Origin of the sequence: Nocardia speluncae NBRC 108251 (assembly GCF_001613245.1) — a bacterium.
Classification (GTDB): domain Bacteria; phylum Actinomycetota; class Actinomycetes; order Mycobacteriales; family Mycobacteriaceae; genus Nocardia; species Nocardia speluncae.
In genome coordinates, this window is the sequence record NZ_BDBZ01000002.1 from 794936 (window position 1) to 809627 (window position 14692).

Consider the following 14692-nt stretch of genomic DNA (forward strand, 5'->3'; position numbering starts at 1 on the left):
TGCAGCCTAATGACGTGATAAGAGCTGTTGTTATGCAGCGTAGCCCCGATGCGATCCAGCTCACAGACCTCGACAACGAGGCCCTGACCGATCTGTACGCCTATCCGGCCGAACCGGAACGGAGTTGGCTACGCGTCAATTTCGTAGCCAGTATCGACGGTGCCGTGACCGGGACAGGCGGGGTCTCGGAATTCCTCGGCACACCGGCCGACAAACGGGTGTTCCATCTGCTGCGCGAACTCGCCGAGGTGGTACTCGTCGGTGCGGGTACCGTCCGCGCCGAGAACTACGGCGGCGCCCAGACCGACCCGCGCTTCCGCCGCGACCTGTATCTCCGGGGCGTGGGCGGCCATCCGGACGGCACCCCGCCGCCGATCGCGATCGTCACCGCATCCGCCGCGCTGGATCCGGCACACCGGGTGATCACCACTGCCCGCACCCCGACGCTGATCCTGACCACCGCCGCCGCACCGTCCGCCTGGAAGCGGGCGCTCGCGGATGCGGGCGCGGAGGTACTCGAGGTCGGGGACCGGCTCATCGAGCCGCACGCTCTGCCGGCCGCACTCGCCGCCCGCGGGCTACGGCGCGTCCTGTGCGAGGGCGGGCCGCAGTTGTTCGGCGCGCTGGCGGGAGCAGGAACCGTCGATGAACTCTGCCTGACGACCGCACCGCTGCTCATCGGCGGCGGGGCACGGCGGATTGCGGTGTCGCACGAGGAATTCGCTCGCCGGATGACCCCGGCGCATGTGCTGTTCGACACCGACGGAACCGTCCTCACCCGCTGGGTCCGGGCGTGATCCCGGGGCCGCGGCCGATCCGCCCCACACTCGGGGATTTCGCCGGCGGGAGGCGAGCGACAGGACTGCCCGCCCGCGGGTGGTGTGTCCCGCGCAGGCGACCCCGGAGCAGACCTGGCAGGCTGTAACGCATGCGCTGGACTCGGGCAGTGGTGCCGGCCTCGGCACTCTTGATCATGATCGCCGGATGCGGCGCCGGACCTTCGGACCGTCCGCATGTCGCCGTCGAACGTCCGCCGGTGCCAGGCGATTCCGTCCCCTCGGCCGAGGTTCCGCCGCCACCCGCGGCAGAGGTTCCGAAAAACGAGCTGGCCTGGCGCGACTGCACCCGGGAGACATTCGACGAGCTCGGCCTGGGCCCAGGGCCCACCGGTCTGGTGCTGGAATGCGCGGATTTCTCCACGCCGATCGACACCGCGGGCACGGTACGCGGCAACTTCCGTGCCGGTGCGCTGCGCGCACGCCTCCCGCAGACCCCCGCCGACGCGCCCCCACTGGTCCTGACCTCCGGCGTGGACCGCTCATCCACCGCAACCCTCGCGGGTATGGTCACCGGGCCCGCCGGGGCGCTGCTGGCCGCCCGGCCTGTGGTCGCGGTGGACCGCCGCGGAATCGGCAGCTCCCAGGCAATCGACTGCTTGCCCGACGAGATCCGCTCGGGTCTACAGGACAACGCGCAATTCGCGCCGGGCGGCGACCCGGTGGCCGCTATGGTCGACCTGTCCCGGAACGGGACCATCGCGTGCCGGGATTTCCTGCAGCCCTACGACAGCACCTTCGATGCCGCGCACGCCGCCGACGATATCGAACAGCTGCGCCGGGAATGGAATGTCGAGCACATCGCGCTCCTGGGCACGGGCAGCGGCGCCCAAGTCGGCCTCGAGTACGGGCGCAAATACGGTGAGCGGCTGGCCCGGCTGGTCCTCGACTCCCCCGCCCCTGTCGGCGTGGACGCCGTCACCCGCACCGAAACCGCGGTGCAGGGCGCGGAAGCGGCATTGAGCGCATTTGCGCAACAGTGCGCCGGGATCGTCTGTTCGCTCGGTCCCGACCCGCGAGCGAAGGTGACCGAACTGGTCGGCAAGGCCGCCGCCGGACAGCTCGGCGACATTTCGGCAAACGCGGTCCGTACAGCGGTGACCGGATTCCTGGGCAGCCCGCGCGCCGACCAGTCGAGCCGGGTCGCCGAACTGGCCGATGCGCTCTCCGCCGCGGACCGCGGTGACCGGGGCCCACTGCAGGCGATCGTCGACCGCCAGGAGACCGCCACCGCAGGCGACGGCCAATTCGTCAACAGCTGTACCGATATGCCGCAGCCGCCGCCCGCGCCCCAGGTGACCGATCTGTCCGGGATCTGGGCCGAGAAGTATCCCGCGTTCGGCCGGTCGGCCGCAGTATCGATGCTGGTCTGCTCGGCGTGGCCGGTAACCGAGGCGCCGCCCGCCCTGAAGGAACTGGAGCTGCCGGTTCTGGTTCTGTCCGGGGTCGGCGACCCGGTCACCGGCGCCGCCCAGGCCTCGGTGACCGGCGCGCTCGGCGCCGCTGGCGCCCGGCACTCGACCATGATCTGGCAGGGCTGGGGTCATCCGGTCAGCGCCCATTCCGGTTGCGCGCAGACAGCTGTCGTCGAGTATCTGAAGAGCGGCGAACTCCCGGGCGACGGAACCGCCTGCCCTGCCTGATACCGGTCCCGGACCGGGGTCCGATGTGCGTCTGACCGGCGCGTCGAGGGTGGGTCCCGGCAACACCACGGCACCGTCCGGTGTACCGTGCCGTGGTGTTCCTTCGACAGCTCGAGCCCCGCACCGCTCGAACCACCGCCGACGTGATCCGGTTCGCGCTCTGGCCGCTGGCGGTCATGACCGTGCTGAACCGGGTGTTCATCAAGGCTGTCAACGGTTTCGTCACCGACGACTACAAGCCCGTTTACCAAGCCTCGCTGGATTTCCTGAACGGGCGTGAGGTCTACACGGCGAATTTCGATTCGGTCGACCCGCACTACCTGTATCCGCCCAGCGGCACCCTGCTGATCGCACCGATCGCGGTGATCGACTACGAGAAGTCCCGCTGGCTGTTCATCCTGCTCAATGCGGTCGCGATCCTCATCGCCTGGTATCTGCTGCTCAAGCTGTTCAACTACACGCTGCGGTCGATTGCCGCACCGGCGCTGCTGCTGGCTATGTTCATGTCCGAGACGGTGATCAACACACTGGTGTTCACCAACGTCAACGGCTGCCTGCTGCTCGCGGAAATCCTCTTCCTGATCCTGTTGCTGCAGAGACGCGATGTCTGGGCCGGTGTGATACTCGGCTTGAGTATGGCGGTCAAACCGACCCTGGCGCCCCTGCTGTTGATAGCTCTGGTGCGCAAACAGTGGACGTTGGTCGCCACAGCGGTGGCAGTCCCCATAGCGCTCACCGGGGTTGCCTGGCCGCTGTCCAAGGATCCTGAGGCGTTCTTCTCTCGAACCACCCCGTATCTGATGGAGACCCGCGACTACTTCAACAGCTCGATCCCCGGCAACGCCGAGTACTACGGGTTGCCGCCGTGGTTGATGTGGGGCATCCGGGGAGCTATGGCGGTACTGGTACTGATCGCGCTGTGGATTCTGTACCGGTACTACCGCAAGGACGAGCTGTTCTTCGTCACGACCGCCTCGGGTCTGCTGCTCACGGCCGAGTTCCTGCTCCTCTCGCTCGGTCAGATGTACTACTCGATGCTGCTGTTCCCGTTCCTCATGTCGGTGGTGCTGCGCAATTCGGTACTGCGCAACTGGCCGGCCTGGCTGGCGATATTCGGGTTCATGTCCTACGACAAATGGCTGTCGGACCGCTGGCCCGATATCGGCCGCAACCTCGAGTACCTGCGGATCACCTTCGGGTGGGGTCTGCTGCTGATCGTCGTGTTCTGCGTACTCGGCGACCGCTACCTGGCCGCGCGCCGGGCGGGACGGCTGCCGCATCTGGACCCGGAGTGGATGGCCACCGCACCCGATTCCCGGGAGACCACCGACGCACCAGCGGTCCCCAGCGGCGACGGCCAGGGCGAACGGCCCGCCGATCCGGCGCCGGTCGCATCCAGGTTCGCCGAACCCCAGAGCGTGCACAGCTGAGTCCGGTACGAGACGTGGTGGCGGGACCGTATTAGCGTGGAGGCATGAGTTCCGACGCGGACGCCACCGATACCACCATGCCCGCCCCGAAAATCCAGCTGACCCCGCAGCAGTGGCGGGCGAAACTGGATCCGACGGAGTACGCGGTGCTCCGGGAAGCCGGCACCGAGCGGCCGTTCACCGGTGAATACACCGACACCACTGCCGAAGGGGTGTACAGCTGCCGAGCCTGCGGTGCCGAACTTTTCCGTAGTTCCGAGAAGTTCGAATCGCACTGCGGCTGGCCGTCGTTCTTCGATCCGGCGGATTCGGACGCAGTGCTGTTGCGTGCCGACGATTCGCTCGGGATGCGCCGTGTCGAAGTGCTGTGCGCCAACTGCCACAGCCACCTCGGACACGTCTTCGAGGGTGAGGGATATCCGACACCCACCGACAAGCGGTACTGCATCAACTCGATCTCGCTTCGGCTGCACCCCTCGACCAGCTGAGCGGAGTGAGCTCCCCCGTTTGCCGATCGGTACGTTACGTAATGACCGCCCGGTTCACATGCCCCTATTTTCCGGGGCCGTACCGGGCGGTCGGTACCGGCCGGTCAGGGCAGCGCGGTGACGAGCTGCTCGATCTCGACCCGCGGTCCGGTGAAGAACGGGGTCTCCTCCCGGACGTGCATTCGTGCTTCGGTCGCCCGTAGATCGCGCATCAGATCGACGATCCGGTGCAGCTCCGGTGCCTCGAACGCGAGAATCCACTCGTAGTCGCCGAGGGCGAAGGAGGCGACGGTATTGGCCCGCACATCGGCGTATCCGCGTGCTTCCTTACCATGATCGGCCAGCATCTTGCGGCGTTCCTCGTCGGGCAGCAGGTACCACTCGTAGGACCGGACGAACGGGTACACACAGATGTAGTTCCCGGGATCTTCCCCCGCCAGGAACGCCGGAACATGGCTCTTGTTGAACTCCGCCGGGCGGTGCAATGCCACATTGCTCCACACCGGGGTGCTGGCCCGGCCGAGCTCGGTGGTCCGCCGGAAATCCGCGTAGGCGGCCTGTAGATCCTCGATCCGCTCGGCATGGGTCCACACCATGAAATCGGCGTCCGCGCGCATACCGGCCACGTCGTAGACGCCGCGAACCACCACATCCCGATCCGCGAGGCCGTCGAAGAACGCACGGGCCTCCTTGATCGCCGCCGCCCGGTCCTCCCCCAGCGTGCCCGGCCGCACCTGGTACACGGAGAACATGAGATAGCGGATGGTGGAGTTGAGAGCCTGGTAATCGAGTCGCGCCATACCCTCTATCGTGCCACCTGCATGGAACCGAATCGCCCCCGAGTGTGTAATCGGCGCCGCCCCGCTGTGTCGATTCGCGGCAGTTCGACCGCCGCCGGTTCGGGCCCGCGTCTCGACTCCGCACTCCACCGCTGCCCGCCCACTCCGTGGTCGCGGAACCGCCGGGAGCCGGCCACCGCGGCCCCACTCCGGCCGAAACCCGTACCGTTCACAGGCCGACCTGTCGATGGCACCCCGACACCCGATACGCCGCCTTCCGGGGCATATAGACCTCGATTTCGAGCGCGGGTCACCTCCGCAACGAAAAGCCGGCTTCCATCCGCCGAACCGTATCGGTGTCCAGGCCCGGCGTCACTGCCGCATCGAGGCCGCATCGGCGTATGCCGCGGCGATCCGACCGGCCGCGGCGGTGGCCGAGGCGACACAGGCCGGCACCCCCACACCCTTCAGGTACGCACCGGTCACTGCGAGATCGTCGAGACCCGCCAGCCCGGCTTCGATTTCGGCGACTCGTTCGGTGTGGCCGGGCGCGTATTGGGCGAGCCCACCGGGCCAGCGCTGGACGACCGCCGTATTCGGGGTGATGGCGGCACCGGTCACAGTGGCGAGGTCGGCCGTCGCGGCGGCAACGAGTTCGGTATCGGAAAGCGCTGTTGTGGTGTCGTCGCCGAAACGGCCGAACGATACCCGAACCACCGCGGCGTCACGTGCCGCCAGATGCGGCCATTTCCGGCTCGACAGGGTGAACGCCTTGGCCCGAAGCGGTTCACCGGTCGCCACCAGAACCCCCGAGTTCTGTGGCAGCGCGGTGTCCTTCGGCAACTCCAGTACGACGAGCGCCGACGAGGACAATTCGATACCGGCGGCCGCCCGCGCGGCCTCCGGGGCGACGTTCGCCAGAAATCGGGCGGTCACCGGTGCCGGGGTCGCGAGTACCACGGCGTCGAACTCGCCGACCGGGTCCACCCGCCAGCCGCCGGGCAGCCGGTGCAGGGCGGCGACCTCGGTGTCGCGGACTGTGTTCGCCGCGGTCCGCTCCGCCAGTGTGCGGACCAGTACTCCGTAACCGTCCCGCAGCGCACCGAATACCGGGGCGTTCGAGGGCGGCGGCAGTGCGGCCGAGACCGCGGCGGTGAGACTGGTGGCACCCTGGTCGAGGGCGGCGGCCAACGTGGGAAGGGCCGCTCGGAGCCCGATCGAACGGGCCGTACCCGCGTAGACACCGCCGAGCAAGGGGTCGACACTGCGCGCCACGGTTTGGGCCCCGAAACGATCGGCCACCAGGGAATACACATCGATATCGGCACCGCGCCGCCAGCTGAGCGGGCGGGTGGGCTCGTCGGCGATCCGCGCCACTGTTTCCGCGTCGAGCAGCCCCGCAACCGAGCCGGGGCCGGACGGGATACCCATGAGCGTCCGTTCGGGCAGCGGATACGTCCGGCCGCCGGCCCACACCAGTGGCCGCAGCCCGGCCGGATGCACCAGCTGGTCGGCGATCCCGAGCTCCCGTAACAATGCCGGGACCTCCGGCCGCCGCCCCACGAACGCTTCCGCACCCAGATCGACCGGTTCGCCACCGACCGCTCTTGTCCGCAGTACACCGCCCAGCCGGGCACGCTCTTCGATCACGGTGAGGTCCGCAGAGTCGCCCAGCGCCTGTCGCAGCCGGTATGCCGCGACCAGCCCACTGATTCCTCCGCCGACCACCGCGATTCTCATACCCCGAAGGTACCGGTGCGTCGCCGTCGATCCCGTACACCCTCGGTAGGCCGCGCCCGCTACCCACTGATCACGCATTCCCGTGAGGAGCGCGATACGCCCGGTGACGGAACGAGGGACAGTGTGCTGCTCACACGACACCGACGCGACCGCATCCCCGGTCGCTCGGCCACAGCTCTACAGCTCGTGCACCAGCTCCACCAGTGCCGTCAGCACACCGGGGTCTGTTTCCGGGAGCACACCGTGGCCGAGGTTGAAGATATGGCCGGCGGCGCCCATCGCGACCGCGGAATCCGCTTCGTCGGCGATCCGCCTCGCCTCGGCCTCCACAACCGGCCGGCCGGCGAACAGCACGGACGGGTCGAGGTTGCCCTGCAGGGCCTTCCCCGGACCGACGCGGCGGGCCGCCTCGGTGAGCGGTACCCGCCAGTCGACACCGACCACATCGGCGCCGGCCTCCCCCATCGCGCCGAGGAGTTCCCCCGTCCCCACACCGAAGTGGATCCGGGGCACCCCGGCATCGGCGACTTCGGCGAAAACCCGTTCCGAATGCGGCAGAACATAGCGGCGATAATCGGCCAGCGACAGCGCCCCGGCCCAGGAGTCGAACAGTTGGACCGCGTCCACCCCGGCGTCGAGCTGGGCGCGCAGGAACACGATGGTGATATCGGTGAGCACACCGAGCAGCGTGTGCCAGGAGGCCGGATCGCCGTGCATCATCGCCTTGGTGCGTTCATGATGCTTACTGGGCCCGCCCTCGACCAGGTAGGACGCCAGGGTGAAAGGCGCGCCGGCGAATCCGATCAGCGGGGTCTGCCCGAGTTCGCCGACCAGCAATCGGACGCCGTCGGTGACGGCACCGACCTCCTCGGGCCGCAGGCGGGGCAACGCCTGGATATCCGCGGCGGTCCGCACCGGGGAGGTGACGACCGGGCCCACCCCGGGGACGATATCGAGATCGATACCGGCCGCTTTCAGCGGGACGACGATATCGGAGAACAGGATCGCCGCATCCACCCCGTGCCGGCGAACCGGCTGCAGCGTGATCTCGCAGACCAGTTCCGGATCGAAGCAGGACTGCAGCATCCCGATACCTGCCCGCAGTTCCCGGTATTCGGGCAGCGACCGCCCGGCCTGCCGCATGAACCACACCGGCCGCCGGGCCGGTGCCGCCCCGGATGCGGCGGCCAGGAACGGGGCATCGGACAACTGGCGGCGCGTGTAAGTGCTCATCACCGGCCATCGTATGCGGCCCCGTCCGCCACGGCGTGTGAGCCCGGGCTACGGGTCACCGCGCGCCGCACCGGACCCGGACCTCGACCGGACGGCCGGCGGGACAGTTGCGCGGTATTTACCATGACGGGACACGAACACCCAGCAACAACGGTCGCCCGGCGCGCCTCCACACGCCCCGGCTATTACAGGTCTACCGTCACTTCTGTGACACCGCTCGATATCCGCGACGGCGCACCGAACGACGGGCCCGGCGACGAACCCGCATCGTTTCGTGCTGCCGTTACGGCGATGGGCGCCGCGTCCGTACATCCGCGGATCGAACTGTCTCCGATCCGGCCGCCGCAGCGTCTCGCCCCGTATTCCTACGCACTCGGTGCCGAGGTGATCCATGAGGACTCGCCGGTGGTGCCCATCGATTCGGAGGGTGATGCGTTCGGCCGACTGATTCTGCTACACGACCCCAACGGCGACGAGGCCTGGCACGGAGTGTTCCGCCTGGTCGCCTACATCCAGGCCGATATCGACGGCGCTCTGGCGGCCGATCCACTGCTTCCGGAGGTCGCGTGGAGCTGGCTGGTGGACGCCCTGGAGTCCCGCGACGAACCATTCACCGCGCTCGGCGGAACGGTGACCTCGACCAGTTCGGTGCGCTACGGCGATATCGCCGGGCCGCCCCGGGCACATCAGCTGGAACTGCGGGCGTCCTGGACGGCCCGGACCACCGAGATGGCACCGCACGTAGAGGCTTTCGGTGAAGTACTGGCCTACGCGGCGGGTCTACCACCCGCAGGTATCACCGATCTACGCCCGTCGGAGTCCACCAACACCGACCGTGGTTGAATATCGGCCGTAGCCTCGGCCACGTAGAGTGGCCCTTTATGCCGGTAGTAGAGGAGCCCGAACACCTGTCCGGTGGTCGCCCGGACGGTGGCGCCGTGCCGTCATCGGTGTCCGGGCCGGGGGTGGACAGCACTCAGGCAGGTTCGACATCGGAGGGCGGGCTGCCCGAACCACCCGCCGCGGTCCCACTGCTGGCCCCGGCGGACGGGATCCCCCCGGTATGCGCAACGCCCGACGAAGTGGCCGCCGCGGCGCGGCGCCTCGCCGCCGGATCCGGTCCACTGGCCGTCGACGCCGAACGCGCCTCTGGTTTCCGCTATTCGTCCCGTGCCTACCTGATCCAGTTGCGCCGCGCCGGGGCCGGCACGTTCCTCATCGATCCGATTCCGGTGACCGAGGCACTGGGCCCGCTGGCGGAGGCGATCAACGGCCTGGAGTGGATTCTGCATTCCGCCGATCAGGACCTGCCCGGCCTGGCCGAGCTCGGGCTGCGACCGGCCAAACTGTTCGATACCGAACTGGGTGGCCGGCTGGCGGGTTTTCCGCGCGTCGGTCTGGCCGCCATGGTGGAGCAGCTGCTCGGCCGGGCACTACGCAAGGGACACGGGGCCGCGGACTGGTCGACACGGCCGCTGCCCGAGGCCTGGCTGAACTACGCCGCCCTGGATGTCGAACTGTTGCCCGAACTTCACGAAGCAGTGGCCGCGAGCCTCGCCGACCAAGGAAAAACCGACTGGGCGGCACAAGAATTCGAACATATCCGGCTCGCCGAACCCGCGGCGCCCAAACCGGACCGCTGGCGGCGCACCTCCGGAATCCACACCCTGCGCCGGGCTCGCCAGCTGGCGATCGTCCGGGAACTCTGGATCACGCGGGACACCCTGGCGCGCGGACGCGATATCGCGCCGTCGCGGATCCTCCCGGATTCGGCCATCATCGCCGCCGCGAACGCAGATCCCAAGAGCATCGGGCAGCTACGCGAGTTACCTGTTTTCGGTGGGCCGCGGCAGCGCCGCCACTCACGGGAGTGGCTGGGTGCGGTGGAACGGGCCCGCGCCCTGCCCGACGAGGATCTGCCGCGGATGAGTCAGCCCTATGAGGGCCCGCCGCCGGTCAACCGATGGGAGCGCCGCGATCCGGCCGCAGCCGCCCGGCTCACCCGCGCCCGGGCCGCGATGACGGGAATCTCGGAACGAGTCGCGGTACCGGTCGAGAATCTGCTCGCACCCGATCTGGTGCGACGCCTGTGCTGGGACGGACTACCCGACTACCGGCTCGGACCGGAATCCGCAGTCGAAGCCGCCGAGACGATCGAGGGTTTCCTGAAATCGCACGGCGCCCGGCCGTGGCAGCGAGAGCTCACGGTGGATGCGCTGGCCGGGGCGCTCACCGAGGCCCCGGCGCAGTGAAACGCTCTCAGCCGGCGTTCAGCCAGCCGGCGACGCGGCGCGCGATATCGGGGGCCGTCAACCCCAGGTCCTGACGCACCTGGGCGATACTGCCGTGGTCCAGGAATTGCTGGGGAATACCGATATCCCGGGCCGGTACATCGAGCCCGGCCGCACGCAAGCGAGCCGAAACGGTCGAACCGATCCCACCGTGCAGACCGCCGTCCTCCAGGGTCACCACCAGCCGATAGTTCTCCGCGAGTTTCACGATGGTGTCCGATACCGGCAGCACCCAGCGCGGGTCGATCACCGTCGCACTGATCTGCTCGGCCTCCAGAAGTTCCGCGGCCTGCAACGCGGCCGGCACGAGCGAACCGACCGCCACGAACAGCACATCACCGCGCTGAGCCCGCGCCGAAGGACCCTCGCGATCCGGCAGCCACAGCACGTCGACCCCGTCGAGACGCTCCACGGCCCGGATATCGGCCCCGACGCTGTCCTTGGGGAACCGCAGGGCGGTGGGGCCATCGTCGACGGCGAGGGCCTCGGTCAGTTCCTCGGCCAGGGTGGCGGCATCTCGCGGCGCGGCCACCCGCATCCCCGGCACGATCCCCAGTAACGACAGATCCCACATGCCGTTGTGGCTGGCACCGTCCGCGCCGGTGATACCGGCACGGTCCAGGACCAGGGTGACCGGTTGCTTCAACAGCGCCACATCCATCAGCAACTGATCGAAGGCGCGGTTGAGGAAGGTCGAGTAGATCGCCACCACCGGATGCAGGCCGCCCAGCGCGAGGCCCGACGCCGAGGCCAGCGCATGCTGTTCGGCGATCCCCACATCGAAGAGGCGATCCGGGAAGCGTTCCCCGAACGCGGACAGCCCGGTGGGACCGGGCATGGCCGCGGTGATTGCGACAATATCCGCGCGCCGTTCGGCGTGCGCGATGAGTTCCGCGGAGAACACCGAGGTCCAGCTGGCCGCGCCGCCCTTGCTCACCGCTTCGCCGGTACGCGGATCGATCGGACCGCAGGCATGCATTTGATCGGCCACATGGTTCTCGGCCGGTTCGTATCCGTGCCCCTTCTGGGTGACGGCGTGTACCACCACCGGGCCACCGAATTCCTTGGCATGACGCAGGGCCGACTCCAGCGCGACGATATCGTGCCCGTCCACCGGGCCCACATACTTGATCCCGAGATCGCCGAACAGTTCCTGCGGGCTCACCGCGTCCTTGATCCCGGCCTTCACCGCGTGCACCATGGAATACGCGGAATCACCTACACCCGGAATACTTTTCAGGAAACGGCGGCCCGTATCGAGCATATGTTCGTAGACCGGCTGGGTACGCAGCGCCGTCAGCCGTTCGGCCAGGCCGCCGATGGTCGGCGCATAGGACCGCCCGTTGTCGTTGACCACGATCACCACCGGCCGGTCCGGCGCACCGGCGATGTTGTTCAGCGCCTCCCAGCACATCCCGCCGGTGAGCGCCCCGTCACCGACCACCGCGACGACACGGCGGTCCTGCCCCGTGAGCGCGAAAGCCTTGGCCAAGCCGTCGGCATAGGACAGCGAGGCCGAGGCATGGGAGGATTCGATCCAGTCGTGTTCGCTCTCCGCGCGACTCGGATATCCCGACAACCCGTCCTTGCGGCGCAACGTGTCGAAGCCGTCTTTGCGACCGGTCACGATCTTGTGCACATAGGCCTGGTGGCCCGTGTCGAAGATCAACGGGTCGGCGGGCGAATCGAATACCCGGTGCAGTGCGAGCGTGAGTTCCACCACCCCGAGGTTCGGGCCGAGATGCCCGCCGGTGACTGCGACCTTGTGCACCAGGAACTCACGGATCTCCTCCGCCAGCTCCCGCAGTTCTGGTACCGACAGCCGTCGCACGTCTTCGGGCGTATCGACCCGGGAAAGCACTCCCACCTGATTCGCTCCCTCCGGATAGCGCAGTTGATCCGACCAGTCTAGGAGCCGCGGCCGAGTAATCACCCGACGACGAGGGCTGCGCACCGCCGCACCGGGCCGGATCCGCGGTCCGGCGTATCCGTCCAGCCTAAGGTGAACGACGTATGCCGCGCGAACCGCGTGCACTTGCGGCCGCGGCGCGCCGGAACCGCCGCAGACCCGATGAGAAGAGGCCGGATGAACCATCCGCAGACCGGGACCGTCACCGTATTCGGGCAGGGCACGGTACGTGCGATACCGGATCTGATCGTCGTCGGTATCGGGGTGGAATGCCGCGCGAGCACCGTCGGCCTCGCCTACGAACAGGCAGGCCGGCGGCTGACCGCGATCACCACCACGCTGCGCGACGACGAGGTCACCGATACCGATATCGCCACCGGAGTGCTGTCGGTGCGTTCGGATATCGCATGGCAGGACGGTGTATCCAGAATCACTGGATATATCGCCACCAGCGGCCTGCGAATCACCCTGAGTCAGCCCGGAGCCGGCGGGCCGGGCGCCGTCCCCGACCCGGCGAGCGTTATCGCGCACGCCGTGGCCGCAGGCGGTGACGACGCCCGGCTGGGCGGCATTCAGCACACTTTCACCGACCGCACCCGGCTACTGACGCGTGCCCGGGATTCGGCCTGGGACGACGCGCTGGACCGGGCCCGCCAGTACGCCCGCCGGGCCGCGCGCGACCTGGGGCCGGTACTCGAGATCACCGAGGACACCGCCGCACCGGCGCCCCGCGCACCGCAGGAGTCCGGCGCGGTGCGCATGGTGGCGGCGACGAGCCAGTCCTCGGTTCCGGTGGAACCCGGCGAGCAGGAGATCTCCGCGATTCTGCGGGCCACCTGGCAGCTGGGCTGACCCCGCGGCCAGAGGCAACCCATCTACCGTCCGATCCGTCGCGCCGCCGGCGGAAGCCATCAGCGTTCCATCAACGCGAGGCATTCCACATGATGAGTCGCAGGGAACGCGTCGAAGGCACGCAGCGCACCGAGTCGGTAACCGGCGTCCAGGTACAAACGGAGATCGCGTGCGAAGGACGCGGGATCGCAACCGATATGCGCGATGCGGTCCGGGGCGGCCGCAGTCACCGCGGAGATCACGGATTTACCGGCACCGGCTCGCGGCGGGTCCAGCACCACCACCTGCGGCCTCGCCTCCGAGTGACTCGCGACCCACCGCTCGACCCGCCCGGTTTGCAGGCTCAGCCACGGCAGGTCGCTGAGTGCGGCATTGCCGTCGGCGACCGAGCCCGGCGCGGATTCGACCGCGTACACCGAGCCTGCGGGTCCGATCTGTGCCGCCAGCCGGGCCGCGAACACACCCACCCCGCTGTAGAGATCCCAGGCGGTCGCTCCTGTGGTCGGATCGGCCCATTCGGCGACGAGGTCGGAATAACGTTGGGCGGCGCCTCGATGCGCCTGCCAGAAACCGGCCGCAGAGACGTCCCAGCGGCGTCCCGCAACGTACTGCACGGCGCGTCCGGTCCCCTCGACCACCCATTCGTCGCGCGCGGTATGCGCGGCGGCACGACGAGCCACCGCGCGGCGCCGCTGCCCGTTCGGAGTGTCGGACAGCGAGCCGTCCGGCCACAACCCACGTTCAGGGTTCGGACGTGCGCCCCGCGGCCGCTCCCCCGGGCCGCGGCGCCCGTCCCGTGGGCCGGCACCGCGACGCTGTCCCGGTTGCGGGGCCGGGGCGAGCTCGACGATATGCCGGTGTCCTTCGTCATCGACCGCGATGACCAGATCCGCGCCGGGCGTCCAGCGCCGTTCGGCTATACCGTCGAGCGCGCCGGTAACGGCTTGCGGACACCGCAGGTCCGCAAGCACTTCCGTACTTCGATACCGGTGCACGCCGGCCCGCCCGGCAGCATCCACGACGAGCCGGACCCGAGTTCGCCAGCCACCGGCCGAATCCGGCGGACCGGGAATCGGTTCGACCTCCGGTTCCCGCTCGATGCCGGTGATCCGGCGCAGCTGCTCGGCAACGATCATGGATTTCAACGCTCGTTGCGCCGGCGGAGCCACATGAGCGAAATCACAGCATCCCGCGCCCCCCGGGCCCGATACCGGGCAGCTCCGCGGCACCCGATCCGGTGAGGGTTCCAGGATCTCCACCGCATCGGCTCGGCAGAACGCTCCGCCCCGATCCTCGGTGACCCGCGCCGAGACGAGTTCGCCCGGCAGGCCGTGCCGGACGAACACCACCCGGCCCTCGTACCGGGCCACACAGAACCCGCCGTGCCCGGGCGGGCCCAGCCGCACTTCGAGCACACGATCGCGCCAGGACGTCATAGGTCGTTTTCTCTCTGTCCGTCTTCGACAACGCCGACCGGCCGGCACTGTGCCC

At 68.8% G+C, this 14692-nt stretch carries 12 protein-coding genes; 7 read left to right on the forward strand and 5 right to left on the reverse strand.

Annotated features, from left to right (window positions below):
* The first annotated feature begins 32 nt into the window (after positions 1-32).
* From NS6_RS06470 to msrB, 4 genes are all read left to right on the forward strand, one after another.
* A complete protein-coding gene (locus tag NS6_RS06470; RefSeq protein ID WP_068037613.1) occupies positions 33-797 on the forward strand; it encodes a pyrimidine reductase family protein in 765 nt (254 codons plus the stop codon).
* A gap of 131 nt (positions 798-928) precedes the next feature.
* The gene (locus tag NS6_RS06475; RefSeq protein ID WP_068037617.1) at positions 929-2479 is read left to right on the forward strand and encodes an alpha/beta hydrolase; all 1551 of its coding nucleotides are present in this window, start codon (positions 929-931) and stop codon (positions 2477-2479) included.
* A 95-nt stretch (positions 2480-2574) separates the two neighbouring features.
* Positions 2575-3909, forward strand: a complete 1335-nt coding sequence (locus NS6_RS06480; RefSeq protein WP_245669148.1) for a glycosyltransferase family 87 protein — start codon at positions 2575-2577, stop codon at positions 3907-3909.
* 77 nt (positions 3910-3986) lie between these two features.
* On the forward strand, positions 3987-4397 hold the full coding sequence (gene msrB, locus NS6_RS06485) for a peptide-methionine (R)-S-oxide reductase MsrB (RefSeq protein WP_068038176.1): 411 nt from the start codon (positions 3987-3989) through the stop codon (positions 4395-4397).
* Between the two features lie 104 nt (positions 4398-4501).
* On the opposite strand, the gene hemQ is transcribed toward msrB, so the two are convergent.
* The 3 genes from hemQ to hemE form a co-directional block, all read right to left on the reverse strand.
* Positions 4502-5197 carry a hydrogen peroxide-dependent heme synthase gene (hemQ, locus tag NS6_RS06490; protein WP_068037621.1) on the reverse strand — a complete coding sequence of 232 codons (696 nt, stop codon included), beginning with the start codon at positions 5195-5197 and terminating at the stop codon, positions 4502-4504.
* A 351-nt stretch (positions 5198-5548) separates the two neighbouring features.
* Positions 5549-6916: a protoporphyrinogen oxidase gene (locus NS6_RS06500; protein WP_068037624.1), complete on the reverse strand. Its 1368-nt coding sequence runs from the start codon at positions 6914-6916 to the stop codon at positions 5549-5551.
* Between the two features lie 177 nt (positions 6917-7093).
* Positions 7094-8149, reverse strand: a complete 1056-nt coding sequence (hemE, locus tag NS6_RS06505; protein ID WP_068037626.1) for a uroporphyrinogen decarboxylase — start codon at positions 8147-8149, stop codon at positions 7094-7096.
* A gap of 291 nt (positions 8150-8440) precedes the next feature.
* Between hemE and NS6_RS06510 the strand changes: the two genes are divergently transcribed.
* Positions 8441-8992: a DUF3000 domain-containing protein gene (locus tag NS6_RS06510; protein ID WP_068038180.1), complete on the forward strand. Its 552-nt coding sequence runs from the start codon at positions 8441-8443 to the stop codon at positions 8990-8992.
* 38 nt (positions 8993-9030) lie between these two features.
* Positions 9031-10401, forward strand: coding sequence for a ribonuclease D (locus NS6_RS06515; protein ID WP_084470657.1), 1371 nt, complete (start codon positions 9031-9033; stop codon positions 10399-10401).
* A gap of 7 nt (positions 10402-10408) precedes the next feature.
* On the opposite strand, the gene dxs is transcribed toward NS6_RS06515, so the two are convergent.
* Positions 10409-12307, reverse strand: coding sequence for a 1-deoxy-D-xylulose-5-phosphate synthase (dxs, locus tag NS6_RS06520; protein ID WP_068037632.1), 1899 nt, complete (start codon positions 12305-12307; stop codon positions 10409-10411).
* Between the two features lie 219 nt (positions 12308-12526).
* Between dxs and NS6_RS06525 the strand changes: the two genes are divergently transcribed.
* Positions 12527-13201, forward strand: coding sequence for an SIMPL domain-containing protein (locus NS6_RS06525; protein WP_157112629.1), 675 nt, complete (start codon positions 12527-12529; stop codon positions 13199-13201).
* Positions 13202-13260: 59 nt separating this feature from the next.
* Here NS6_RS06525 and NS6_RS06530 read toward each other — a convergent pair whose 3' ends face one another.
* Positions 13261-14637: a class I SAM-dependent RNA methyltransferase gene (locus NS6_RS06530; protein ID WP_068037636.1), complete on the reverse strand. Its 1377-nt coding sequence runs from the start codon at positions 14635-14637 to the stop codon at positions 13261-13263.
* Positions 14638-14692 lie beyond the last annotated feature (55 nt).